The organism is Paenibacillus sp. NPDC093718, assembly GCF_050279985.1.
GTDB lineage: Bacteria > Bacillota > Bacilli > Paenibacillales > Paenibacillaceae > Paenibacillus_AQ.
The window spans coordinates 702005-725477 of sequence record NZ_JBNNUS010000002.1 but is presented as its reverse complement, the minus strand read 5'-3'; the positions used below and the strand labels follow the sequence as shown (position 1 = coordinate 725477).

The window sequence follows — 23473 nt, the reverse complement described above, 5'->3', positions numbered from 1 at the left end:
CTCTTATTCATAGATATATGAGATTAGTGGACGTCCCGGAAGAGTCCGATTACTTTACCGAGAATCGTAACATGGTTCAAGCGCAGTGGCTCGTAGGTAGGATTCTCCGGCTGCAATCGTACATGATCCTTCTCCTTATAGAAGGTCTTTACAGTTGCTTCGTCTTCCTCTGTCATCGCTACTACAATGTCGCCATTGTCTGCAGTTTGCTGCTGGCGCACAATGACATAGTCGCCGCTGTGAATGCCAGCTTCGATCATACTGTCACCGACAACCGACAACATGAACACCTTATCGTCTCCTACGTAATGCTGCGGGAGCGGGAAATAATCCTCAATGTTCTCCATGGCTGTAATAGGAACACCTGCAGTGACTTTACCGACAACAGGCACTCTGGCAATGGTGTGGGTAAACAGGTTCGCGCTATCGGACTCTTCTTGGCCAAGCAGCTCGATTGCTCTTGGTTTCGTAGGGTCACGGCGAATTAGGCCTTTCTTCTCCAAACGGTCAAGATGTCCATGGACCGTTGAACTGGAAGCTAGTCCGACAGCCTCTCCGATTTCCCGGACAGAAGGCGGGTAACCCTTGCTACGAACTTCGTTGCGGATAAACTCTAAGATCGCCAGCTGGCGGCTGGATATTTTCGACATGCCGTATCAACCCCATTTAGTAACGTTTGGGAAAATTATAACATAGAACTTCCGTTCGTACAAACATAAGTTCTAAATAAAAATGGAACAAATGTTCTTTTGGGTATTGAATCAAACAAGTGTTCGTGTTAATATAAATCCATAAGAGAACACTTGTTTGGGAGATGATGATTCCATGTTGAAATACAGTACATACCGCAGCATTTATGAGAACGTTCCAGTGCAAACGATGAAGTCCCCGGAGACTTGGATCCATCAATTAAAGTCCAGAATCGAATCCATTCCTTTTATAAAGCTTTTATTCATCCTGTTGATCGTAGCTTCATTTTGGACAGGAGCATACTCTGTTTTTGCCGGGGGGATGGACAAGCCGGCAGGGGAGAAGCAGGTTATTGTTCAATATGGTGATAGTTTGTGGCGGATTGCTTCCCTTCATAAACCGGCAGATATGGATACACGAGTATATCTGGATAGCATCCGAAGAATGAACGGATTGAAAGGTCCGGATATACAGGCCGGAGAGGTGTTGTCTTTACCAGTCTGGTAATGCGATGACACTAACAGAAACTCTTTCCTTATATATGTCCCTACTTCCCGCTTCATATTTGTAGTATTGCCTGACGATGTGATTTCACGCAGTATAAGCGTGTTTATAATAGACGAGTATTGATTTCTTAACAATGAGGAACCCATTTATAGGGAGCATATGTTCATATTTGTTCTTAATAAGAGTTTGCAAGGGTGCTGTTGCCTTGACAAGCTCTTTTTCACATGTTTAAGTTATACATGATATCGGAATTGGAGGAGAAGTCATGGACATCGATACTTTGGTTGAACGCATCAATGTACTAGCAAGAAAACAGAAGAGTGAGGGATTGACCGCGGAAGAGCTCAAAGAACGGGCTGAGCTTCGGGAAATATACCTTAACAATATTCGCAGTAACTTTAGACAACAGCTGGAATCGATCGAATGGGTTGATGAAAATGAACAAAAAGGCGGCCCGCGATTAAAGCATTAGCCGATTAACTGGCACCTGGATCTACAACTGTGGATTCGAGACCAGATAGAAGGATAGAATTATAATACTTGGGGTGCCGATTATTCGTGGGAATCGAATACGGTTACCCCAAGTTTATATGAATTGGTAATATTTTGAAATTGAGTCCAGGGGGAACCATATGTCACGATCATGGGAAAGAAAAGTCAACAAAAATATGTCACAGCTCAACAAGCAGCGTAAGAAGCAGGGGCTGACCTCGTACCAAGGCTCTGCCGTTAATGATAAGCATGACGTGTTTAAAGGACGTAAGTATGTACTTCCGTTAGTGCTTGTTGCGTTGGCTGGTTTGTATGCGCTTCTCGGAACGACGACGTCACAGGCAGCCGGTGGAAGCAATGACGTGTTGAATTGGGTTGGTGTTAGCTTGTATATTCTGTTGGCGCTTATGATTTTCTTACGCAAGCCTTACTTGAAGATTGAGCGTTCTTCCGTTTCCACGATGAAGTTCAATCGGGAACGTCGTTTGGCTGTATCGGATATCGAGAAAATTAAATTGGCTTCGGGCTCCGTCGTGATCCAAGGCAAGGGGAAAGCAGGCAACTGGGTATTCTCGCGCATGATGAATCTTTATGATACGAAAGCGATGGGCGAAAGATTGGAAGAGTTCGCAAAGACTCATCAAATTCCAGTGGAGCATAATTAACCATAGAATAAATCACAGTGAATATGAGGAGTGGGAGAGACATGCCGATAGCTGCGGTTTTGTTTGATTTGGACGATACGTTGTTGTGGGATGAACGTAGTGTGGAAGAAGCGTTTGAAGTGACTTGCCAGGCCGGAGCGGACGAGACCGGCGTTGATGCCAAAGCACTGTTGGCCGCAGTACGGGAAGAAGCGAGAGCGTTATATGAATCGTATGATACCTTTGCTTTTACCAAAATGATCGGAATTAACCCTTTTGAAGGCTTGTGGGCTAACTTTACGGCTGGATCGCAGCCTGAATTCAGAAAGCTGCAGGAGCTGGCACCTGTATACCGCAAGGAATCATGGAAGCGAGGACTTCAGCGCCTGGGCGTTGATAGTGAAACATTGGCCGAGACGTTGGCTGCACAATTTGCTGCTGAACGCAGAACAAGACCATACGTATATGAAGAAACGTTTGAAGTTTTGAAGGAATTGCAGGGGAATGTAAAGCTGCTCCTTCTTACAAACGGAAGCCCGGATCTGCAGCAGGAGAAGCTGGACGGTGTCCCCGAACTGGTTCCTTATTTTGATCATATCATCATCTCTGGTGATTTTGGCAGAGGAAAGCCGGATGTTTCCATCTTCCAGCATGCACTCGACTTGTTAGATGTCGAGGCGGATCAGGCCGTGATGGTGGGAGATAAGCTGACCACAGACATTAAAGGCGGAAATGCGGCTGGACTGCATACGGTTTGGATCAATCGGGTAAACCGACCTCACGATCCTTCCATTCAACCGAAGTTTGAGATCAAACATTTATCGGAGCTGCATGCCATCGTAGCATCCTTATAAACCACGCATTAAAGAGCTTACCCCCGTATACTTGGCACGCAATTGTACATAGGAACAGCCATAACTGCAGAATTCTGCGGTTATCGGCTGTTTTTTGTTGGTTATACGATCGAATTTCAATCTCGCCGTTGGCTATGATAAACGTCACACAATTGTAAGCTGCATGAGATAGAAGTAACAGAATAATGCGATATAATGGAATAGTAACTTAACGAGGTTTGGAAAAGACCATTACGTGAATGAACCATACATAGCCCTATATTGTAAAAGAGGTGTAGAGCATGACCCGAAAAAAGATGGCCCTAATTGCGGCTATGGTGCTGATGGCGGTTGCGCTTGCCGCATGTAATGACACCAAGGCAGAACCCAGTGATGATGTGATGGCGGAACCCATCATTGTCGAGCTGTCTTTGACGCCGGAGAGCATTAAGGCTGGCGAGAAGGTATTGATCGAAGCGAAGGTGACGCAAGCCGGCAGTCCGGTGGAAGATGCGAACGATGTGGAATTTGAAGTCACGCTGGAAGGCGGCGGCGTTCAGGCGAAGGTCCCGGTTAAGCATGATCAAGGCGGGGTATACAAAATGGAGAAAACCTTTGATGAGGCCGGAACCTATCGGATTGTTTCACATGTCACGGCGAGAGGACAACATTCCATGCCGTTGAAGGAACTGAAGGTAACGGAGTAAAGCATCGCTAATGAATAAGGCAGCGCATGATCCGCAAGCGGATTGATGCGCTGCCTTATTTCATTTTCCTATTCATTCAGCTTCAATGAGCCCTCAGGCTTATTGGAATTGAGGATCTTCTACCGGTGTGGCTACCCAGCCGTTCTCCTCAATGAAAAGACGAACGGCGATGATTTGCTTGTTCTCCATCAATGTGAAGAAGTGAGGCGTGTTTTCCGGTACGGAAATGACATCGCCCGGCTCAAGCTCTACATTAAAGTAACCGACATCGTCGGAGCCCTTAATAATGAAGATTCCTTTTCCGCCGACAATCGCACGGATTTCGTCTTCCGAGTGGGTGTGAACCTCTTCGAATTTTTTCAGCAGGTCCTCTATATTAGGCGTGGACTCGGAAAGTGTGATGACGTCCCAGATTTTGTAGCCGCGTCTTGCAGCCAAGTCACGAATTTCTTCATCAAAGATGTCCAAAATGCGCTTCTTATCGTCATCACTCAGCTTGAAATTTTCTTGAAGCGCTGCCGGGAGTTTTTCCATATTCCAGTGCTCGTAAACAACCTCTTGGTTATTCAGGAATTCCCGAACATTCTCTTCCCCAGTAATGCGTTCGTTCGTGTTGCGAATCACAATCTCTGCCATAGCTTTAACCCTCTTTCTCCCGTTGGATTAATATGTATTATAGCCCCCCTCACAGCATTTGTCATCTGCAAATGTTGATTTGTACCCATTGCTGCGCAATATTTCGGCTTTTCTATTGAAAAATATTCTGATACACTAAGATTTAACGTTTTCGGGGGAGGTTTATGAGTTGAACAAGCCTAGCTTACAAGAAGTGCTTAAAGAACGAATATTAATTCTTGATGGTGCCATGGGCACAATGATCCAGCAGGAGGACCTCTCGGCAGAAGATTTTGGCGGTCCGGACCTTGATGGCTGTAATGAAATGCTGGTCATTCATCGGCCGGATGTCATTCAGAAAATACATGAACAATATCTTGAAGCAGGTGCCGACCTGATTGAAACCAATACGTTTGGCGCAACCTCGGTTGTGCTTGCTGAATACGATATACCTGAACTTGCCCGAGAAATTAACCTGAAAGCGGCTCACTTGGCCCGCGCAGCGGTTGAAAATTATTCCACGCCGGACAGCCCGCGTTATGTGGTCGGAGCGATGGGGCCGACAACGAAGACGCTTTCGGTTACCGGCGGTGTGACCTTTGCCGAATTGATTGAGAGCTACGAGGAGCAAGCCGTTGCCTTGATTGAAGGCGGCGTTGATGCGCTTCTGCTCGAAACATCGCAGGATACATTAAACGTGAAAGCCGGGAGCATTGGGATCCGCCAAGCGTTTGATAAAACGGGTGTCACGCTCCCAATCATGATATCCGGAACGATCGAGCCGATGGGCACGACGCTGGCCGGACAAAATATTGAAGCTTTCTACATTTCATTGGAACATCTGAGTCCCGTATCCATTGGCCTAAACTGCGCAACGGGCCCGGAATTCATGCGTGACCATATTCGATCCTTATCCGAAATGTCGAGAAGCGCGATCAGCTGTTATCCTAACGCGGGTCTCCCGGACGAGAACGGGCAGTACCATGAATCTCCTGAATCGTTGGCTCAAAAGATGGGGGCTTTTGCTGAAAAAGGCTGGCTTAACATTGCCGGCGGATGCTGTGGGACAACACCCGACCATATTCGCGCATTAAAACAAACGATGGATGGCTTCTCCCCACGACCGCTGGATGGTGGACATTTGCCGGCATTATCCGGTATCGAGCCGGTATATATCGAGCAGGAAAATCGACCGTACATGGTAGGGGAGAGAACGAACGTTCTGGGTTCCAGAAAGTTTAAGCGTTTAATCGTAGAAGGTAAATACGAGGAAGCCTCCGAGATCGCCCGTGCACAGGTCAAGAATGGCGCGCATGTCATTGATGTGTGCGTACAGGATCCGGATCGTGAAGAATCGGAAGATATGATTAAGTTCCTGGAGCTCGTAGTTAAAAAGGTTAAAGTGCCGCTTATGATCGATACGACGGATCCGGCAGTAATTGACTTGGCCCTGCAATATTCGCAAGGGAAAGCGATTATTAACTCCATTAACCTTGAAGACGGTGAAGAGAAATTTGAGCATGTGATCCCGTTGGTGCATAAATACGGTGCCGCGGTTGTCGTTGGAACTATTGATGAGACCGGTCAGGCAATCCATCGCGATGACAAGCTCAAGGTGGCCCAGCGTTCTTATGATCTGTTGGTGAACAAATATGGCGTTTCGCCAGAGGACATTATTTTCGACACGCTTGTATTCCCGGTAGGTACGGGGGACGAGCAGTATATCGGATCAGCCAAGGAAACGATTGAAGGCATCCGCATGATAAAAGAAGCCATGCCAAAAGTGCATACCATTCTCGGTATCAGCAACGTTTCCTTTGGATTGCCGGAAGCGGGTCGTGAAGTCCTGAACTCCGTGTATCTGTACGAATGTACGAAGGCCGGATTGGATTACGCAATCGTGAATACGGAGAAGCTGGAGCGTTATGCCTCGATCCCTGAAGAAGAGCGTCGTCTAGCCGAGGATCTGATTTACAGAACCAATGATGAGACGCTGGCGGCTTTTGTCGCGGCATTCCGGGATAAGAAGGTAGAGAAGAAGGTTAAGGTATCCAATCTGACGCTTGAGGAGCGACTTGCATCCTATGTGGTGGAAGGTTCCAAGGAAGGCCTCATTCCGGATTTAGATGAAGCATTAACCAAATACGGCGCGCTGGAGATCATTAATGGACCTCTGATGGCCGGGATGACCGAGGTTGGACGTTTGTTCAACAACAACGAACTGATTGTCGCGGAGGTGCTGCAAAGCGCCGAAGTGATGAAAGCCTCCGTGGCGTATCTCGAATCCTTTATGGAGAAAAACGAGTCGTCGGTCAAAGGGAAAATCATGCTTGCCACCGTGAAGGGGGACGTGCATGATATCGGTAAAAACCTGGTGGAGATCATCTTATCCAACAATGGTTATCAAATCATTAATTTGGGTATAAAAGTACCACCGGAGCAAATTATCGAGGCATACCGCCGCGAGCAGCCCGATGCGATCGGCTTGTCCGGTTTGCTCGTGAAGTCAGCCCAACAGATGGTATCCACCGCCCAGGATTTGAAGAACGCGGGCATTAGCGTTCCGATCATGGTAGGCGGGGCGGCTCTTACACGGAAATTCACGAAGACCCGCATTCGTCCCGAGTATGACGGCATGGTGCTTTACGCGAAGGACGCAATGGATGGTCTTGCGTTGGCCAACCAGCTGAGCGATCCGGTTCAGCGGACGAGAATCGCGGAAGAGATCAAGGCAGAGCAGGAAGCCGATGCTGCGGCTCCGCAAGTGGTTAAAGTAATGCCGAAGCTGTCAGAAGGGCTGCGCTCCAAAATTTCGACCGATGCTCCTGTATATTTACCACCGGATATGGAGCGGCATGTGCTCCGAAATTATCCGATTTCGCATATTCTGCCATATATCAACATGCAGATGCTGTTAGGACATCATTTAGGTCTGAAAGGTTCAGTGGAACAGCTGCTTAAAGCCAAGGATCCCAAGGCGGTATCGCTTAAGGAAACCGTTGATGGTATTCTGGAAGAGGCCGTTCAATCGGGGATCATACAGGCGCATGCGATGTACCGTTTCTTCCCGGCACAGTCTAGAGGAAATGATATTCTCATATACGATCCGAACGATACAACAAAAGTATTGCATACTTTTACTTTTCCAAGGCAGCAGGTTGAGCCGTACCTGTGCTTGGCGGATTTCCTGAAATCCGTAGACAGCGGGGTTATGGATTACGTTGGATTCCTTGTCGTTACAGCCGGTCACGGTGTCGGAAAATTGTCCGGAGAATGGAAGGACAAGGGTGATTATTTGCGCTCCCATGCGCTTCAATCGGTTGCGCTGGAAACAGCAGAAGGGCTGGCGGAGCGGATTCACCATATGATGCGGGATACATGGGGATACCCTGATCCGGCAGACATGACAATGAAACAGCGCTTGGGTGCGAGATACCAAGGCATTCGCGTATCCTTCGGATATCCGGCCTGTCCGGACCTGGAGGATCAGGAACCGTTATTTAAATTGATGCAGCCAGAGGATATCGGCGTTCATCTTACCGAAGGTTTCATGATGGAACCGGAGGCGTCGGTATCCGCCATGGTGTTCAGCCACCCGGAGGCTCATTATTTTAACGTGGATAAAGCTTAACATTTGAATACCGGTACAGCCGGTTTGAAATCCTCCGAATGTTTCGGGGGATTTCTCCGGTTTACAACCGAAAGGGGAGAAGAGGGATGGAACTCTATTTTCTAGGAACTAATGCGGGGGTTCCTACGCTGCAGCGTAACGTGACCTCGATTGCACTGCGTTTGCTGGAAGAACGAAGAAGTCTGTGGCTGTTTGATTGTGGAGAAGGCACGCAGCATCAAATATTGAAATCCCCGCTTAAGCTGTCCAAGCTTGAAAAGGTATTTATTACCCATATGCATGGTGATCATGTGTTCGGTTTGCCAGGCTTGCTGTCCAGCCGAGGTGCCCAAGGGGTAACTTCACCCCTGACGATATATGGTCCCCCAGGTATAAAGCCCTTCATTGAAACGACGCTGAGCATCAGCCAATCGCGCGTACCCTATACGATGGAGGTCATTGAGCATACCGGAGGCGTGTTGTTTGAGGACAATAACTTCCTCGTGGAATCGGCTAAGCTGGATCACAGGGCCGAGAGCTACGGCTACCGTATCGTGGAGAAGGATCTTCCCGGCAGTCTGGACCTGAAGCGGTTGGCGGATTATGGACTGAAGCCAGGTCCGCTTTATGGCAAGCTGAAAAGAGGGGAAAGCGTGGAACTCGGCGACGGACGATGGATTCATGCCTCAGATGTGCTCCTGACACCGAAAAAAGGGAGAGTGGTCACGATTCTCGGGGATACAAGGCCATGCCCTGGGGTAGAGACTCTGGCCAAAGGCGCCGATCTTTTGGTTCATGAAGCCACTTTCATGGAGGATCTGTCCGAACTCGCGCACGAGTACTATCATAGTACGGCTAAACAGGCGGCGGAAGCAGCGAAACGGGCTGAAGCAAGATTGTTATTCCTGACCCATTTCAGCTCCCGATATAAGGATATAGAGCATTTGCAGCCGCTGCTCAAGGAAGCGCAGGAGATTTTTGAGAATACGCGCTTGGCAGAGGATTTTGGCTTGTACCCCATCCAGCGCAAATCATGAGCTGACACAGCTGTTATTTACAGGGAAATATCGAGTGATTGAGTGAATTATTTTCCGGGAAAGCGCAGGAAATGACAAAGCGGTTTATAATCACTAACACTTGGACAGTCTTCGATCTCTTTCGACTATTTAGCCGCTGGACAGAAGAGCTGTCCACGAACCTTGCAACCTGAAGTAGCCTTCTTTACAATAATACTAACCGGGGTTTCTGCGTAAGCAAACTTCTGTACAGAGTATGAACCATGGTTATACATATTTATTTTGATATATGACGATGAATAACGATCACGGCGATGCCGAGAATGCTAATACTTTAATCAATGAATCATTTATGGCGTGAAGGAAAGAAATAAAGAAGGTGCTATCAATTCATGGAAAAACCGAAACCAAAAGGATTGCTGATTGACCTGGATGGAACGCTGTATCATGGCCGTTATCGGATTGAGGGAGCAGACCTTCTCATCGAGCGGCTGAAGGAATTGCAGATTCCGTTCCTGTATGTAACAAATAATTCATCACGAACACCGGAGCAAGTGGCGGCGCATCTGATGGAGATGGGAATACCCGCCTTACCGGAGGAAGTATGCACCTCCTCCCTGGCTGCTGCTAAATATATCGCTGAGGAGTCGCCGGGTGCCAGAGTGGCGATGCTTGGCGAAGAGGGGCTCCGTGAAGCGCTCTTGTCCGCAGGACTGAACATCGTGGAGCAGTCCCCTGAATATGTCATTCAAGGAATCGACCGCTCGTTCCATTACGAGAAGTTAACCCGTGCCGTTCGCTGGATTCAGGAGGGAGCCGTGTCGATATTGACCAATCCGGACTTGCAGCTTCCATCGGATACCGGCTTGATGCCCGGTGCAGGTTCGCTGGGCGCTGCGATCGAAGCCGCTTCCGGAGTGAAACCGACGGTCATCGGAAAGCCGTCCTCGATTTTAATGAAATTTGCTTCGGATCGCCTTGGTTTGGCTCCGGAGGACACTTATGTAATCGGAGATAATATACGTACGGATATCGCGGCTGGCGCGCATGCCGGCTGTAAGACGGTGCTCGTTATGACCGGAATCACGACCGATCTCAATATGGAGGCACATATGGAAGCCACGGGAGTCACACCGGATTTTATCTGCCGGAATTTGAGCGAAGTGAAAGAGCTGCTGTGTTCATAATGAGCGAGAGTGTACATATAAACTTTTGTGATTGACGAAAGGGAAGATGAATGATGCCGGAACTGCCGGAAATGGAAAATTACCGAAGATTGTTATCGCAGAGCATTTTGAATGTGCCGATCACGAATGTCGTCGTGAACCGTGAAAAATCACTGAATGTGACCGTTGACGAGTTTACTTCCGTGTTAAAGGGAAGCAAGGTCATTTTTGTGGAACGTAGAGGCAAGCACCTCATATTCCATTTGCATAACGGAGGCAGACTGCTGCTTCACCTCATGCTGGGCGGCATTTTGTATTTAGGGCATAAAGATGAGGAGCGTCCATCAAGGTCGACCCAGGTCGAGATCACCTTTGGTGAACAGGTGCTGTATTTTATCGGTCTGCGTCTGGGTTACTTGCATTTCCTGACAGCCAGAGAGACGGAAAATGCGCTTAAAGAGCTTGGTCCTGAACTACTGGATCGGCGAATGACCAAAGCGCGCTTCGTCGAACGGATTGGAAAACGACGGGGTGCTTTAAAAACCACGCTGGTCAATCAGCAGGTTGTCGCCGGGATCGGCAACTGTTATGCGGATGAGATCGCCTTTGATGCCCGCATTCACCCGCTGTCCAAAATCCAGGATCTATCGGAGCAGTCTTTAGAGCAGTTATACGAGAGTACCGTTAAAGTGATGCGCGAGGCGACTGATGGCGGCGGATATATGGAAATGCCGTTTCAGGAAGGGGATACCCTGACGGGGGCTTACAACGACGAGTGCAAGGTGTACGATCGCGAAGGAGAGCCTTGTGTTCGCTGCGGTACGCCGATCGTGAAGATGGAGCATACCTCGCGCAAAGTGTTCTTTTGTCCGAACTGTCAACATGAAGTCTAAAGTCCGAATTGGGAGCCATGTCAGCACACGGGGCGGATTTCTCGCAGCAGCCCAGCATGCAGCCGGGATCGGTTCACTAGCCTATCAGTATTTCCCGAAAAATCCGCGCAGTCTTCACTTAAAGATGCCGGACGTCCGCAATGCCGCCGCCTGCTCCAAGTTTTGTCAGGAACAAGGACTCGTTTCGATCGCGCACACCCCATATCCGACGAATATGGCGGTTGGCTTAACCCGGGGCGAAGAGTTTTACCAGTTGACCGTAGATTCCCTTAAAAATGATCTCATGATTGCCGAGGCTTGCGGATCGCTGGGTATCGTGGTTCATTTTGGGCATCTCAAGAGCCAGGATATCCTTGAAGGGTATCAGAATATTATCCGCTGCATGAATGATGTGTTGTCTTCCTGGACGGGAAGGGCTAAGCTGCTGATCGAGAATCAGGCGGGGGATCATGGATCTATGGGGATGACGCTTGAAGAGAGCGTGAAGGTCAGACAGCTTGCTGATTATCCAGAGAAAATAGGCTTTTGCCTGGATACCTGCCACTTGTTTGCCGCCGGAGGTTGGGATATTTCAAATACGGATGAGCTCCTCGCCAGGGGCAAATCGCTGGCCTATTGGGAATCTACCGTTGCCGTTCATTTGAACGATTCGAAATATGGGGCCGGCTCAAGAAAAGATCGCCACGCCCGCATCGGACAAGGTATGATAGGAACAGAAGCTCTGAAACGCCTGATTCTGGCACCGGAACTTGCAGGTAAGGCATTTGTCCTGGAAAGTGAAAAAGGGGCTGACGGCACGCATCGGGAAGACATCGCCAAGGTGCTGTCCTGGTCCTGATTAAGGGAGAGAGTAATATGATTCATCTGTATTTAGACGACTGGCGCCCCAATCCGAAAGGATTTGCGCTGGCACGAAACGGGGAAGAGTGTTTGCTGATGCTCCGTGAATGTGAAGTGGATGTTCTGTCCCTTGACTTTGAATTGGGACATGGCCAAATGAACGGCGGAGACGTGGTTGCAGCCATGATCGCTGAAAATCTGCAGGCCAGAGAAATATATCTGCATACCTCAAGCCCATCAGGCAGAAGAAAAATGTATGAGCTGCTCTATGAGCATATGCCGGAAGGCGTCCGGGTTCACAATGGACCGATGCCGGAATCCGTTCTGCGGGAAGTCGCCCAGGGTTCAAGATGATTGAGATAACGCAGCGTGAATTGACGGAGAGGCTTGAATGGCACGAGCGTCTGACGAAACGGGATGCGAAAGCGGATCCTGTCATCGTATTTTTACATACGCCATTCTGCGGCACATGTGCCGCAGCGCGTAAGATGATCAACATTGTAGAACATGTGGTGCCGGATGTACAGCTGCTCGAAGCCGATGTGAACTTTCTTCCGGACATTGTGGAACGGTATCAAATCCGCAGCGTTCCTGCATTGCTGGCTATTCAGTCGAGCCCCCTCCCGGCACCGGAGGTGCTGTACCGGATGGGTTCCGTGCAGGATATCGTGAGTTTTGTGAGGAGTGTGCAGCCATGATTTCGCTACAGCATTTGTCGCTCGTCAGAGGGAGCCGTCAGATTCTGGATGATGTTAGTATCGAGATGAAGCCGGGTCAGAACTGGGCCATCTTGGGCAGGAACGGATCAGGCAAAACGACGCTGCTGGAAATGATGACAGGATATATGTTTCCTTCCAGCGGGCGTGTAGAGGTTCTTGGCCATGTTTACGGACAATGCGACGTTCGCGAGGTCCGCAAATCGATCGGCTATATTAGCCAGTCGTTATTGGAGAAATTGACGCTGAGCGACCCGGTCTGGGAGGTTGTGGCAACAGGGGCTTACGCCTTTCTGCGCTTCTATCAGGACATACCGGAAGAGGCCAGGAACCTGGCCCATACCCTGTTGAACGAAATGAATTTCGGCCATCTGGCGGAGCAGCCTCTCGGGATGTTGTCACAGGGTGAACGTAAGAAGGTGATGTTGGCACGCTCCCTCATGGCCGATCCGAAGATTCTGATCATGGATGAACCGTGTGCGGGCCTGGATTTGTATGAACGGGAGAAGATGCTGCAGGAGATTGACAAGCTGAGGCAACGCGAAATTACGGTTGTGTATGTCACGCATCATATCGAGGAGATTGTCCCTTTATTTACTCATGTGGCGCTCATGAAAGACGGCCGCTTAACGGGTGCGGGAACAACAGAAGAAGTATTAAACCATGAACTTATCAAACAAACTTATGATATCGACGCTCAGCTGGAATGGGATGGCGGACGTCCCTGGATCAAAGTTATTTCTGGAGGTTAATCCGTTTGGATGAATTAAATGTTATGCAAGAGCATGAGGAACAGAATCGAAGTCACCGGGATTATCACAGCAAGTGGGTATGTACGGCAAACCATGGATTTGCTCCTTACGCGCAAGAAGAGCTGCGTCGGATGTTTGGCAGTATAAAGAGCACGATGATGTTGCCGGGCGTGGTGTTTTTGGCGACAGTCGGCAGCTCCGAAGATGAGGCGCAGCGGCTGATTACGTCTTCCCCGCCTATTTTTCTGCGGCATTTGTTTCCGGTACATCTGGAGGTGACAGCCGATACCGCTGACGCTGCATTGCATGCTGTCGTTGAGCATGTCATGAAGCGGGAGGAGATCGGCCGCAGCCGTGTATCCATCCAGATCCGAAAGACGGAGAACAGCTCGTGGAAGGAAAACCCCGCGGCCCTTCGGGATGAATTACAGCATCGCTTGGCTGCGCTAGAACTTGAATACACGGCACAGGCACCGGAGTGGATCATTTCACTATTCGCTGCTGACAGCGTCTGGTATGTGGGCGTGTCGCGGCCGGAGAACAACCTGTCGGATTGGAACGGAGGCGCAGTCCGCTTTCAACGGGAAGAAGGACAAATCTCAAGAGCCAAATTCAAGCTCCTTGAGGCGGAGAAGCAGTTTGGAATTCCGTTTGATTCCTTCCGAAAGGCTGTCGATATCGGAGCAGCGCCTGGCGGTTGGACTTCCTTTTTATTGGAGCGCGGCCTGCAAGTTACGGCCATTGATCCGGCGAAAATGCATCCATCACTCGATGGTCACAAAAACCTCCGCGTGATTCACAAGAATGCAGCGGACGTATCGTTTAGAGATTCTGAGTTTGACCTGTTGGTGTGTGACATGAGCTGGAGTCCTAAACAAATGGCCAGAATGGTGACCGGGCTGCTGCACAGTCTTCAGACGGGCGGCACTGCTGTCATTACGGTTAAGCTGCTGACTAAGAAACCGATGGCGCTGGTGAAAGAGATCATGTCGGTGTTTGAAGAGTCCAGAATGCAGATTCAGGGAGCGAAGCAGCTGTTCCACAATCGGGACGAGATTACGCTATATATGATTAAGTATTAAAAAAGTCTTTACAAGTCAATGTAACTTGTTCTATAATGATTCCAAAATTAACCAACGAGAACAAAAGGGAAAGCATCCCGCTATTCATCACGATTCAGTGATGTGGCGGAGTGCTTTCCTTTTTTTGTTGTGCTTGTAAGTCAGGGGAGAGGGCGTTGACATGAATCAGCCTTGCAGATTGGTACATGGGGAAGTGTTGGGGGAGCGTTACGTGATTGACCGCGTGATCGGTGAAGGGGGCATGAGCTGTGTATATCTGGCCGAGGATCTGAAGCTGCCCGGGAAGAGATGGGCAGTGAAGGAGAGTTTGTCTGAACCCGGTATGCAGCGCACCGTTCAGGACGAGGCACAGCTTCTGATAAAACTCAGTCACCCGCGGCTGCCGCGCATTGTCGATTTTTTTCATGCTCAGGCTACCGGCTACACCTATGTAGTTATGGATTATATTCAGGGCATGACATTGGAGAAGTACTTCCGGGGATATCGGGGGAATGTGAATCCGGACTTCATCATGGAGCTGACGGAGCAACTGCTGGATGTTCTGGAGTATCTCCATAATCACGAACCTCAGGTTATATTCCGGGATTTAAAGCCATCGAACATTATGCTGACCGATCAGCTGGAGGTTCGACTCATCGATTTTGGAATCGCCAGAAGCTATAAACAGGAGAGTGGCGAGGATACCGTCAAGCTAGGCACGGTTGGATTTGCAGCGCCGGAGCAGTACGGAGGAAGGCAAAGCGATGCGAGATCGGACCTGTATGGGCTTGGAGCGCTTCTGCTTTATCTCTCAACGGGCGGTAAATTCAGTGAATGGATAACGGGCGTGGAGCGACATATCCGTGGCGATTTACCAAGAGAGCTTGTGCCCGTTATTCGAAAGCTGCTGCAATATGCTCCGGAGCATCGATATCAATCCGCGTCAGAAGTTCGTTCAGCGCTCAGTCGGCATCAGTCGATCACTGCGAATATATCAAGTGCTCAGTCCAACACGCTAGCCGGGACGCTTGTGGCAGCCGTATTGGGAGCATCATCCGGTGTAGGAACAACACATAGCTGTATCGCATTCGGGCATTACTTGGCTTCAAGGTACGGGAAGGTAGCGATCGTAGAAATGAGCGCAAAATCCACCGCCTTTACCCGGATTCAGGAAATTGCCGAGGGCGGGAAGCTGGGGTCTATCCGAAAGTTCGAAATCAACGGGATTCACTTTTGGCGGCAAACAGCCAGAACGGAAGTTATTTCTCTGCTCGGGGGCAGTTACGATGCGGTGGTGTTGGATTTGGGAGCATACCGGGACAGCGAACGGCTTGAGGAGTTTCTTCGGGCCGATCTCCCTATCGTTATCGGATCAGGAGCGGAGTGGCGACAGCATGATGTGGTGACGCTGGCCCGGATGCTGTCAAGACATCCTCAGCCGGCCAGGATCTACGCGCTGCCTCTTGCTGGAGAAGAAACGATTCAAGCGATGAGAAGAACGCTAGGAACGAATAGAGTTCATTCTTTGCCCCTGCAATTGGACCCGTTTGAATTACCGGACAGCAGCCGGGAGGCATTTGCACAGTTATTTCAGGACTACCTGCCGCCGGCAGAAAGAAAGCGAAGATTCAGGTTTCTAAAGAATTAACTGCATATGAACTGAAGGAGATGAAGCAATGCCGATTATCAGGAGGCGTAGCCGCAAACTGATATTTGCTGGCCTAGCCGGCGCAGCCGTAACGGGTGCCGTATGTGCCGGCGCAATGATGTATTATGTGCACGGCTATAAAGAGCAGCAGAGTATAGAGCGTACTAAATACGAGCAGCGAATCACGGAGCTAGAAGAGACGCAGCTTCAGCAGCTCAATTCAATGAAGGTTGCATGGGTCCCGTTAAAAGATATTCCGCCTGGTCATTTCATCGATGCGAAGGATATTAAGGAAGTGCGTTTGCCTGATGACGGTTCTTCCGGCAATCTGTTCTCGGTCAAGGAAGAGATTGCCGGGAAGGGGGCCAAGATCGAGCTGCTGCAGGGAACACCGATTACCCGCTCGATGCTCTTTGAAGAAGAGCCGACACCGTCCGATCTTCGTCATCGGGAGATGAAGTCCGTATATCTGCCAAGCAATTTACGCCAAGGGGACGTGATCGATGTAAGGGTCCAGTTTCCAAGCGGACAGGATTACATCATTTTATCCAAGAAGAAGATCGACAGGCTTCAACATCCGGCGTTCTGGACAACGTTAAGCGAACAGGAGATTTTATTGCTTTCCAGCGCTTTGGTGGATGCTTATCTGCATAATGCCACGCTCTATGCACTCACCTATGTAGAGCCGGAGCTGCAAGAGAGAGCAATACCTAATTATCCTCCGAATGCTGAAGTAACGAAGCTGATTGCAAGCAACCCGAATATTGTGAAGAAAGCCGAGAAGCACTTCGAGGTTACGCTGCGAAACACGCTGGAAGAGGATTTAAGCAAGCTTCAGCCGAATCAGCAGGCTCAGGTATCCGACATGCACCACAACTCCATCTTCGCTAGTGGGGCTAGAAGTCCAGACTCCTGGAGTCCTGCGTCCAATTTAAGCTCCCAAGCGAAATCCTCAACGGATACGAAACAGAATACTGCTGACATCCGTCCTGACGACGAGGCAAATACAGAGACTCCGCTCCGTGAAGAGCGGGATTCAGAAGCGGAGCAGATATTGGGGTCATCCGGTCCGCCAGAAGCCGAGGCGGGCAGTGATAAGGAATCACAAGAAGCGGAGTTGATATTCTCGAGTCCTTAATAAAGACAAAGCTAAGCCCGAAGAACAGATGAGCATTTGAAGGAGTGTAATCAAAGTGAAGACGTGGATATTTACAGGCATCTGTGATAAGAGCGACATGCTCCTATATATGTGCAAAATATTAGCCAATGGAGACAACAGGGTACTGCTCGTGGATGGTGCGATGGATGCGAAGTACAAACATTGCATAGGCGTGATGCACCCGAAGTTGCCGGTTATGGAGTTTGCCGGATTCGACGTAGCAACCGGATTTGAGAACTATACGTCGCTCATGGACTATCTGGAAGAAACAGACGAGAAGAAGTACGACTATATCGTCATGGACGTGGAGAAGTCGGAATTCCTGGACAAGATGCAGTGGGATACAGCAGATGCCCATGTTTGGGTTAGCGGGTTTGAGGTAACCGGACTGCGCAAGAGTACGGCTTTGCTTGATGAATTAAGAGCCGCAAGAACAGATGATCCGCTCCCTCCTTTCCATCGGGTATATGTTCAGGTCATTGAAGATTTGATGGATGAGTCCTACATAGAGGGCTATCTGGAAGACAGCCGGATTCAGTGGCTGGGGCCTCCCGTGAAAATGCCATGGGATGAATTGTTCTTCGCCTTGAAAATAAAAAATGAACATGCAGGAAGACTGGGTATCAAGCCATTATCCAGACAGTATAAGCGATCGCTTACCGAACTTCTCCGCCTGCTAACGGAAATGGAGCAGCGGCATATTCGCCGGGCACTTCGGCAAGCAGGAAGGAGGCATGCATGAGTCTGATTGCTGTATGGAGTCCCTTGAAGAGCGGTAGCGGCAGTACGATGTTGGCCTCGAGTTTACCTATCGTATTGGCGTTGGAATATCAGGTCAAAGTGCTGCTCACCCATGGTGGACATGCAGGGGAGCGAGTGGAACAGGCTTTTTCCTTTAAGCAGGAATTGTTTGATTATATGACGGCATTTCAAGATACCGGAATGGATGCCATGGAAAGACTTCGTACAAGCGGGAGGCTGAACCCGGAGAATGTACGCAATTATACTTTGCCGCTCCTGTCTGATCGGCTAGATCTTTTATGTGGACCGAAACCGATGTCCGCCGATGATATACGGACCGCAAGCAGTGTGGAGGACAGGAAACAGGCGGAACTTATGATCGGAGTTATGGGGTCCTCCAAGCGAAGTTACGACGTCACGGTGGCCGATGCAGGTAATGGAATTCCGGGAGCGGTAGATCGCGCGATACTTCAAGCTGCCGACTTGATCGTGGTTGGTTTGAATCAAAATTTGCATGTACTGGAGAATAAGCTTGAACAGCAGGGGCTGCTCCCTGAACTGAAGGACAAGGCAAGCTTGTATATCGTCGGTAAATATGACCGGGAGAGCCATTGTACACTGCAAAATATCAAACGCCGCTTTGGCATCAAGACGACGGTGCTTGGTGTTCCATATTGTTCAGGCATGACGGATGCATGGAATATGCGCTCCGTTATGCCCTATATGCAGCGAAGTCGGGGAGGCGCTGACCTGAAACGCATGAGCTCACTGTATGATGCAGTTCGTAATTTGGCGGATGCCGCGGCTGAACATCTTGGTCTTCCTTCCGGCGTCTCGAAAGCGGGAGGCCAGCATGCTCTTGGGTAATTCCTTCAATACGATATGGATCATCGTCATTATTTTGTTTGTTCTACTGTTTGTATATCTGCGTTATTTGGATACCCGAAAACCGGCGGCTGCTATTTCGCGGGGATCGGACCCCTATTCTCTTGAAGCTATGACTTCTTTTGTTAAAGAAAGCCTCCATCAGCTGACGCACAGCCAGTTGTCTGATTTAGGGCTGCACGAAGAGGAGTATCGCCGAAGGCTGAACAAGCGAAGTGAATTGAGAAGTGCCCTCAAGGGCTGCGTATCCGGAGACGTGCTGGATAAAGCATATGTAAAGGATTTTTTAAAGCAGCTGCTGGTCAGAGATCTGGGTTTGAACGAGTCCAACATTCATGCGGCCATTCCGTTCGAAAACCTGACCGAGTTAACAGCCCAGGATCAATTCGAGATCCTATTATACCTGTATAAGCAGAGGCATGGGGAGAATGCTTTATCCGTACTTCTTGAGACGTATGATCTTGCAGGGCCGCGCGTGATTCCCGGTTATGGAGAGGGCAGTGTGTATGCGGTAACCGCAGAGGATATTGCTTATATTTATGAGTCAGAGCAGCGACCGCTCCTGTTTCCGGAGAAGCTTGATATCGTCGTTCAGCGCATTTATCAGCAGTACAAAGGCTTTTCCGTCGTGGATGAAATCAGGGATCAACGGATCGACGGGATCAGTGGCGGGGTTAGCGGCATTCCTGTCAACCGTGACAGCGGACAGGATATCTTTCACTCCCAGGATGAGTTTTTGGGGGCTGGCTTTTCAAATACCGAATCGCCAGCAACAGGCTGTGAGAGTGTCTGGATTTTTTATCGAGGGGTGTCGCTGCATCTAGCTTTTTTATCGTTTGGTTCGATGCTGGAATTGAAGAGGGTATGTCAAAACATATACAAATACAATCATCCCGGGCAGCTTTCAGAAGCCAGCGGTTATAAAGTGAATGAGATGAAAGATGGCTCCAGGGTTGTTGTGGTCCGGCCCCCATTTGCCGAGTCCTGGGCGTTCTTTGTCCGCAAGTTTGATCTGCCCAAGGCTTCGCTTGATCAGTTAATTACGGGAAACGGCTCGGAATTGGTGATCGGTTTGTTGAGGTATTTAATGAAAGGCAGCCGGATTACGGCAATCACCGGTGCGCAGGGTTCCGGAAAAACAACGCTGCTCATGGCGATGGTTGGTCATATTTATGCGTCTTATACCCTTCGGGTTCAAGAGATGGCCTTTGAGCTGCATTTAAGGAAAATCTATAGCCGCAGGAATATTCTCAGCTTCAGGGAAACCGAGCATATTAGTGGGCAGGCCGGTCTGGATCTGCAGAAGAAGACGGACGGTACCGTTAATATTCTTGGTGAGGTTGCCAGTGACGAGGTAGCGTCATGGATGATACAGATGTCCCAAGTGGCAAGTTTGTTTACCGTGTTTACCCATCATGCCAAGACATTCAAAGACCTTGTACAATCCTTGCGCAACTCCTTGCTCAAGAGCGGCGTTTTCAGGCAAGAGCATATTGCGGAGCAGCAGGTGGTCAGTGTGATCAACTTTGACATTCATCTAAGAAGAGACGCTTACGGTAACCGTTACATAGAGCGTATTACAGAGTGCATCCCGGTTGAGAAGGGATCCCTGCCACCATTCGAGGGAACTTCAGAAAAGCGCTGGCAGAACAGTATGGAGGAATATTTTCAGTTAAGTGCAGAACATATGCGGAGATTGAACGAAGTAAGTTATTTCGTATCTCGTAATGTGATTGAATACCGGGACGGTAGCTATATCGCTGCCGCCAGGTTATCCGAAAACAGTGTTCGCGAAATGACGGAGCATATGCATCCGGAAGATGCCGAAGAATTCAGAGTGTTTCTGGCTTCGGGTTGGGGGGAACAAAGTGTCCTCTAAAGATGTATTAATACTGATTTTAATTATATCTTTGGCGCTGTTTTCCATCACATTCGGTATCGTGTCGTGGATAAACAGAAGACGAGGGTATCGTGAGGTAGCTGTCGTAAAGGTGGATGCGGGCGAGATAAGATCATTGCGCGGGATGTTCCGGCAATGGTTTCAATTGGCCTATAGGTATGGAATGAAGCTTCCTGTAATCAAAGCCTATCTTAAACGGATCAGACAGCGGATCGCGATCATGCATCCCTATGACGAAATATCACTCCGGTTTGAAACAGTGAGACTAGCCTTCGCGATTACCGGTACGATCGGGTTAACCGCCATGCTCCTTATATGGAGTCATCCGGACCTGGGGTTTATTGTGATTGTTATTCTTGCAGCAGCGGTTATTAACAATATGCTTGTTGAGATGTTCATTAACCGACTGGAACGAAAAATACTTATTCAATCGGTTGAATTGTTCTCCTCCGTCCGCCATCACTATCAGCAGCATGGAATGGTAGAGGAAGCTTTGTACGAGGGGGCGGAGACTTCAGGGCATGAAATCTCTATGCATGCTCATCGGATCTATAATGCCTTGGTATCCAACGATCCTGATGACGAGCTGGAGAGGTATTATGAGGTAGCGCCGAACCGATATCTTAAAGCGTTTGCGGGTATTTCACATCTCGTCATGGAGTTTGGTGATCATGCGAGAAAACAAGGCTCTATCTATCTGCATGGCCTAAGCGGGTTGACCAAGGAGATCCAATTGGAAATATTGCGCAGAGATAAGCTGGATTATTTAATGAAGGGTTTGAATGTGATTGCGTTGGCTCCGGTCTTTTTTACCAAACCAATTGAACGCTGGGCCAGAAGCAGTTTTCCGTCGATGGATGAGTTTTATATGAGCAAGCTCGGGTTTATGACCAAGGTATCGATATATGTCATCATTCTAATCTCTTACATCTTGCTTCAGAAGCTCCAGCAAAATCGGGAAACAGATTACCGCGCAGAGGTTCAGAAGATGACCTTGGAAGAAAGAATGTACCGATTACCTCTTATGCGCTGGCTTGTGAAGGTGATGGCTCCGACACCCGGTACGGTGAAATATGACAGGCAGGTACGGTTACTAAAGGAAAGCAACGCAAGAATCAAGTTCGAATGGCTCTATATCAGAAGGGTGACGTTCTTCTTCCTGGCTTTCTTCCTGTCGCTATCGCTAGCTATAGGTCTACATGTGCAGGCTAAACATCAACTGCTGTATGCCCCCGTTTTTCTGAACCAATCCCTGTTCGGCCAGATGAATGAGATCGAGCGTCGGCAGGCAGAGGAAACGGTTGAACGCGATCGGCTGCTAATGGAACAATTGCATATGTCGCCGGATGTAACCGATGATCAGGTCAAGCAGATGATTAGTGCGACAGATCCTACTCCATTGACCAAGGAACAAGTTGAGATCACAACCGATCGAATTATGACCAAACTGCAGCGCTATGATAGCGAGTATTTGAAATGGTGGGAGCTGCTGCTATCCTTTCTGGCAGGTGTGGCTGCTTATGCGGCGCCATTATGGCTGCTGCATTTTCACCGGAAAGTACGCAATATGGAAATGCGGCATGAAATTTATCAGTTTCAGACGGTCATATCCATCCTGCGGGGAATGGAGCGTATCTCGGTTGAGGCCATCTTAGAATGGCTAAATCGGTTTGCAGTTATTTTTAAGATTCCCATTCAAAAAAGCTTGCTTCATTACGAACATGGCGCACAGTTGGCATTGCTGGAGCTGAAGGAAGACGTCTGGTTTCCTGAATTTCAGCGGCTGGTGGACAAGCTGCTGCTTGCGGTAGATAAAGTACCGATCAAGGATGTTTTTGATGACCTCGATGGAGAAATGATATTCAGTTTCGAGCGTCGCAAGCAGGAGTACGAAGCGATGATCGATACGAAGGCCGCATGGGGGCGAATGATCGGTTTTACTCCGATGTATGCGCTGATCTTTATGTATCTTGTCATCCCGCTAATCGGCATGAGTTTCTCCCAGATGGAAACGTATTATGAGCAAATTCAACGATTATAACGATACGAGGATTGGTTAACTGGAATCATGATCAACAGGATCAAAAAATAATTGAAAGAATGAGGGAGATTTCAATGAATAATGCATCATCCGCTTTAAAGGTTGCAGCCGGCATATTTCTGACCATTGCGCTGATTACCATTGTTGTTATTTTGTTTATTTCGGCGCAGGAGGCAACCAAAACCGCTCAAAACAATTTTTCAGATATTCAGACAGAGTTGTCCCAGGCAGCATTTACCGTGTATGACGGAACAACCATCAGCGGCTCTCAGGTGACAAACGCACTGCGCAAATACAAGGACAAGGATCAATTTGGAGTTTTCATAGCAACAGGGAAAAATAAAGCAGGGCAATGGTACGGCAATGTGTTGGAGAAGGACGGTTCGATTCTCAATCCGGATTCAAGGCAAGGGAATATCGAACTCGTCATGGATGAGAAAAGCCCAGAGTACGTCAATCCAAGCGGGAAATTTAAGGCGACCATCGTTAAGGATGATTCCAACGTAATCAGAGGCATTAAATTCGATCAATAGTTATGAATGGAAAGGTGACTTGCC

General features: G+C 48.9%; 23 protein-coding genes. 21 read left to right on the top strand and 2 right to left on the bottom strand.

Annotation, left to right across the window (positions count from 1 at the left end):
- Nucleotides 1–23: 23 nt before the first annotated feature.
- On the bottom strand, nucleotides 24–650 hold the full coding sequence (gene lexA / locus ACQKPA_RS09045; RefSeq protein WP_006209658.1) for a transcriptional repressor LexA: 627 nt from the start codon (nucleotides 648–650) through the stop codon (nucleotides 24–26).
- A gap of 175 nt (nucleotides 651–825) precedes the next feature.
- On the opposite strand from lexA, the gene ACQKPA_RS09040 reads away from it, so the two are divergent.
- The 5 genes from ACQKPA_RS09040 (at nucleotide 826) to ACQKPA_RS09020 (ending at nucleotide 3873) form a co-directional block, all read left to right on the top strand.
- Nucleotides 826–1197, top strand: coding sequence for a LysM peptidoglycan-binding domain-containing protein (locus ACQKPA_RS09040; RefSeq protein ID WP_427491401.1), 372 nt, complete (start codon nucleotides 826–828; stop codon nucleotides 1195–1197).
- Between the two features lie 265 nt (nucleotides 1198–1462).
- Complete coding sequence (locus ACQKPA_RS09035; protein ID WP_194542056.1) at nucleotides 1463–1669, top strand: DUF896 domain-containing protein; 207 nt, start codon at nucleotides 1463–1465, stop codon at nucleotides 1667–1669.
- 160 nt (nucleotides 1670–1829) lie between these two features.
- Nucleotides 1830–2354, top strand: a complete 525-nt coding sequence (locus ACQKPA_RS09030; RefSeq protein WP_427491399.1) for a hypothetical protein — start codon at nucleotides 1830–1832, stop codon at nucleotides 2352–2354.
- 41 nt (nucleotides 2355–2395) lie between these two features.
- Complete coding sequence (locus tag ACQKPA_RS09025) at nucleotides 2396–3187, top strand: HAD family hydrolase (protein WP_427491397.1); 792 nt, start codon at nucleotides 2396–2398, stop codon at nucleotides 3185–3187.
- A gap of 281 nt (nucleotides 3188–3468) precedes the next feature.
- Nucleotides 3469–3873, top strand: a complete 405-nt coding sequence (locus ACQKPA_RS09020) for a FixH family protein (protein ID WP_427491395.1) — start codon at nucleotides 3469–3471, stop codon at nucleotides 3871–3873.
- Nucleotides 3874–3972: 99 nt separating this feature from the next.
- Here the strand turns inward: ACQKPA_RS09020 and ACQKPA_RS09015 are convergent, their stop codons facing one another.
- Entirely contained in the window at nucleotides 3973–4509 is a 537-nt protein-coding gene (locus ACQKPA_RS09015; RefSeq protein WP_071218227.1) for a cupin domain-containing protein, read from the bottom strand.
- Nucleotides 4510–4678: 169 nt separating this feature from the next.
- Here ACQKPA_RS09015 and metH point away from each other — a divergent pair, with 169 nt between their 5' ends.
- From metH to ACQKPA_RS08935, 16 genes are all read left to right on the top strand, one after another.
- On the top strand, nucleotides 4679–8119 hold the full coding sequence (gene metH / locus ACQKPA_RS09010) for a methionine synthase (RefSeq protein ID WP_427491393.1): 3441 nt from the start codon (nucleotides 4679–4681) through the stop codon (nucleotides 8117–8119).
- 86 nt (nucleotides 8120–8205) lie between these two features.
- Nucleotides 8206–9135, top strand: coding sequence for a ribonuclease Z (gene rnz, locus ACQKPA_RS09005; protein ID WP_427491391.1), 930 nt, complete (start codon nucleotides 8206–8208; stop codon nucleotides 9133–9135).
- Nucleotides 9136–9506: 371 nt separating this feature from the next.
- The gene (locus ACQKPA_RS09000; protein WP_427491389.1) at nucleotides 9507–10301 is read left to right on the top strand and encodes a TIGR01457 family HAD-type hydrolase; all 795 of its coding nucleotides are present in this window, start codon (nucleotides 9507–9509) and stop codon (nucleotides 10299–10301) included.
- Between the two features lie 53 nt (nucleotides 10302–10354).
- The gene (mutM, locus tag ACQKPA_RS08995; RefSeq protein ID WP_427491728.1) at nucleotides 10355–11173 is read left to right on the top strand and encodes a DNA-formamidopyrimidine glycosylase; all 819 of its coding nucleotides are present in this window, start codon (nucleotides 10355–10357) and stop codon (nucleotides 11171–11173) included.
- Nucleotides 11163–12011, top strand: coding sequence for a deoxyribonuclease IV (locus tag ACQKPA_RS08990; protein WP_427491387.1), 849 nt, complete (start codon nucleotides 11163–11165; stop codon nucleotides 12009–12011). Before mutM ends, ACQKPA_RS08990 begins: the two co-directional genes overlap by 11 nt.
- A 17-nt stretch (nucleotides 12012–12028) precedes the next feature.
- Entirely contained in the window at nucleotides 12029–12367 is a 339-nt protein-coding gene (locus ACQKPA_RS08985; RefSeq protein ID WP_427491385.1) for a cyclic-phosphate processing receiver domain-containing protein, read from the top strand.
- Complete coding sequence (locus ACQKPA_RS08980; RefSeq protein WP_427491383.1) at nucleotides 12364–12711, top strand: thioredoxin family protein; 348 nt, start codon at nucleotides 12364–12366, stop codon at nucleotides 12709–12711. The genes ACQKPA_RS08985 and ACQKPA_RS08980 overlap by 4 nt, the downstream gene beginning before the upstream one ends.
- Entirely contained in the window at nucleotides 12708–13481 is a 774-nt protein-coding gene (locus tag ACQKPA_RS08975) for an ABC transporter ATP-binding protein (protein WP_427491381.1), read from the top strand. Before ACQKPA_RS08980 ends, ACQKPA_RS08975 begins: the two co-directional genes overlap by 4 nt.
- A 5-nt stretch (nucleotides 13482–13486) precedes the next feature.
- Nucleotides 13487–14563, top strand: a complete 1077-nt coding sequence (locus ACQKPA_RS08970; protein ID WP_427491379.1) for an SAM-dependent methyltransferase — start codon at nucleotides 13487–13489, stop codon at nucleotides 14561–14563.
- A 160-nt stretch (nucleotides 14564–14723) separates the two neighbouring features.
- Nucleotides 14724–16190 carry a serine/threonine protein kinase gene (locus tag ACQKPA_RS08965; protein WP_427491377.1) on the top strand — a complete coding sequence of 489 codons (1467 nt, stop codon included), beginning with the start codon at nucleotides 14724–14726 and terminating at the stop codon, nucleotides 16188–16190.
- 28 nt (nucleotides 16191–16218) lie between these two features.
- The gene (locus tag ACQKPA_RS08960; RefSeq protein WP_427491375.1) at nucleotides 16219–17328 is read left to right on the top strand and encodes an SAF domain-containing protein; all 1110 of its coding nucleotides are present in this window, start codon (nucleotides 16219–16221) and stop codon (nucleotides 17326–17328) included.
- A gap of 55 nt (nucleotides 17329–17383) precedes the next feature.
- Complete coding sequence (locus ACQKPA_RS08955) at nucleotides 17384–18091, top strand: hypothetical protein (RefSeq protein ID WP_216531091.1); 708 nt, start codon at nucleotides 17384–17386, stop codon at nucleotides 18089–18091.
- Nucleotides 18088–18957 (top strand): hypothetical protein, encoded by an 870-nt coding sequence (locus tag ACQKPA_RS08950; RefSeq protein ID WP_427491372.1) that lies wholly within the window; start codon nucleotides 18088–18090, stop codon nucleotides 18955–18957. Before ACQKPA_RS08955 ends, ACQKPA_RS08950 begins: the two co-directional genes overlap by 4 nt.
- Nucleotides 18944–20854: an ATPase, T2SS/T4P/T4SS family gene (locus ACQKPA_RS08945; RefSeq protein WP_427491370.1), complete on the top strand. Its 1911-nt coding sequence runs from the start codon at nucleotides 18944–18946 to the stop codon at nucleotides 20852–20854. The genes ACQKPA_RS08950 and ACQKPA_RS08945 overlap by 14 nt, the downstream gene beginning before the upstream one ends.
- Nucleotides 20844–22916: a hypothetical protein gene (locus tag ACQKPA_RS08940; protein ID WP_427491368.1), complete on the top strand. Its 2073-nt coding sequence runs from the start codon at nucleotides 20844–20846 to the stop codon at nucleotides 22914–22916. Before ACQKPA_RS08945 ends, ACQKPA_RS08940 begins: the two co-directional genes overlap by 11 nt.
- Nucleotides 22917–22990: 74 nt before the next feature.
- Entirely contained in the window at nucleotides 22991–23449 is a 459-nt protein-coding gene (locus tag ACQKPA_RS08935) for an ABC transporter permease (RefSeq protein ID WP_071218212.1), read from the top strand.
- The last annotated feature ends 24 nt before the right edge of the window (nucleotides 23450–23473 follow it).

Excerpts from the sequence above, each read along its gene's own strand:
- ACQKPA_RS08935 (WP_071218212.1), top strand. The coding sequence starts at position 22,991 with ATGAATAATGCATCATCCGCTTTAAAGGTTGCAGCCGGCATATTTCTG.
- rnz (WP_427491391.1), top strand. The coding sequence starts at position 8,206 with ATGGAACTCTATTTTCTAGGAACTAATGCGGGGGTTCCTACGCTGCAG.
- ACQKPA_RS08990 (WP_427491387.1), top strand. The coding sequence starts at position 11,163 with ATGAAGTCTAAAGTCCGAATTGGGAGCCATGTCAGCACACGGGGCGGA.
- ACQKPA_RS08985 (WP_427491385.1), top strand. The coding sequence starts at position 12,029 with ATGATTCATCTGTATTTAGACGACTGGCGCCCCAATCCGAAAGGATTT.
- ACQKPA_RS09035 (WP_194542056.1), top strand. The coding sequence starts at position 1,463 with ATGGACATCGATACTTTGGTTGAACGCATCAATGTACTAGCAAGAAAA.
- ACQKPA_RS09015 (WP_071218227.1), bottom strand. The coding sequence starts at position 4,509 with ATGGCAGAGATTGTGATTCGCAACACGAACGAACGCATTACTGGGGAA.
- ACQKPA_RS08960 (WP_427491375.1), top strand. The coding sequence starts at position 16,219 with ATGCCGATTATCAGGAGGCGTAGCCGCAAACTGATATTTGCTGGCCTA.
- ACQKPA_RS08945 (WP_427491370.1), top strand. The coding sequence starts at position 18,944 with ATGCTCTTGGGTAATTCCTTCAATACGATATGGATCATCGTCATTATT.
- ACQKPA_RS08980 (WP_427491383.1), top strand. The coding sequence starts at position 12,364 with ATGATTGAGATAACGCAGCGTGAATTGACGGAGAGGCTTGAATGGCAC.
- ACQKPA_RS08975 (WP_427491381.1), top strand. The coding sequence starts at position 12,708 with ATGATTTCGCTACAGCATTTGTCGCTCGTCAGAGGGAGCCGTCAGATT.
- ACQKPA_RS09025 (WP_427491397.1), top strand. The coding sequence starts at position 2,396 with ATGCCGATAGCTGCGGTTTTGTTTGATTTGGACGATACGTTGTTGTGG.
- ACQKPA_RS09000 (WP_427491389.1), top strand. The coding sequence starts at position 9,507 with ATGGAAAAACCGAAACCAAAAGGATTGCTGATTGACCTGGATGGAACG.
- mutM (WP_427491728.1), top strand. The coding sequence starts at position 10,355 with ATGCCGGAACTGCCGGAAATGGAAAATTACCGAAGATTGTTATCGCAG.
- ACQKPA_RS09040 (WP_427491401.1), top strand. The coding sequence starts at position 826 with ATGTTGAAATACAGTACATACCGCAGCATTTATGAGAACGTTCCAGTG.
- ACQKPA_RS09020 (WP_427491395.1), top strand. The coding sequence starts at position 3,469 with ATGACCCGAAAAAAGATGGCCCTAATTGCGGCTATGGTGCTGATGGCG.
- lexA (WP_006209658.1), bottom strand. The coding sequence starts at position 650 with ATGTCGAAAATATCCAGCCGCCAGCTGGCGATCTTAGAGTTTATCCGC.
- ACQKPA_RS08950 (WP_427491372.1), top strand. The coding sequence starts at position 18,088 with ATGAGTCTGATTGCTGTATGGAGTCCCTTGAAGAGCGGTAGCGGCAGT.
- ACQKPA_RS09030 (WP_427491399.1), top strand. The coding sequence starts at position 1,830 with ATGTCACGATCATGGGAAAGAAAAGTCAACAAAAATATGTCACAGCTC.
- ACQKPA_RS08965 (WP_427491377.1), top strand. The coding sequence starts at position 14,724 with ATGAATCAGCCTTGCAGATTGGTACATGGGGAAGTGTTGGGGGAGCGT.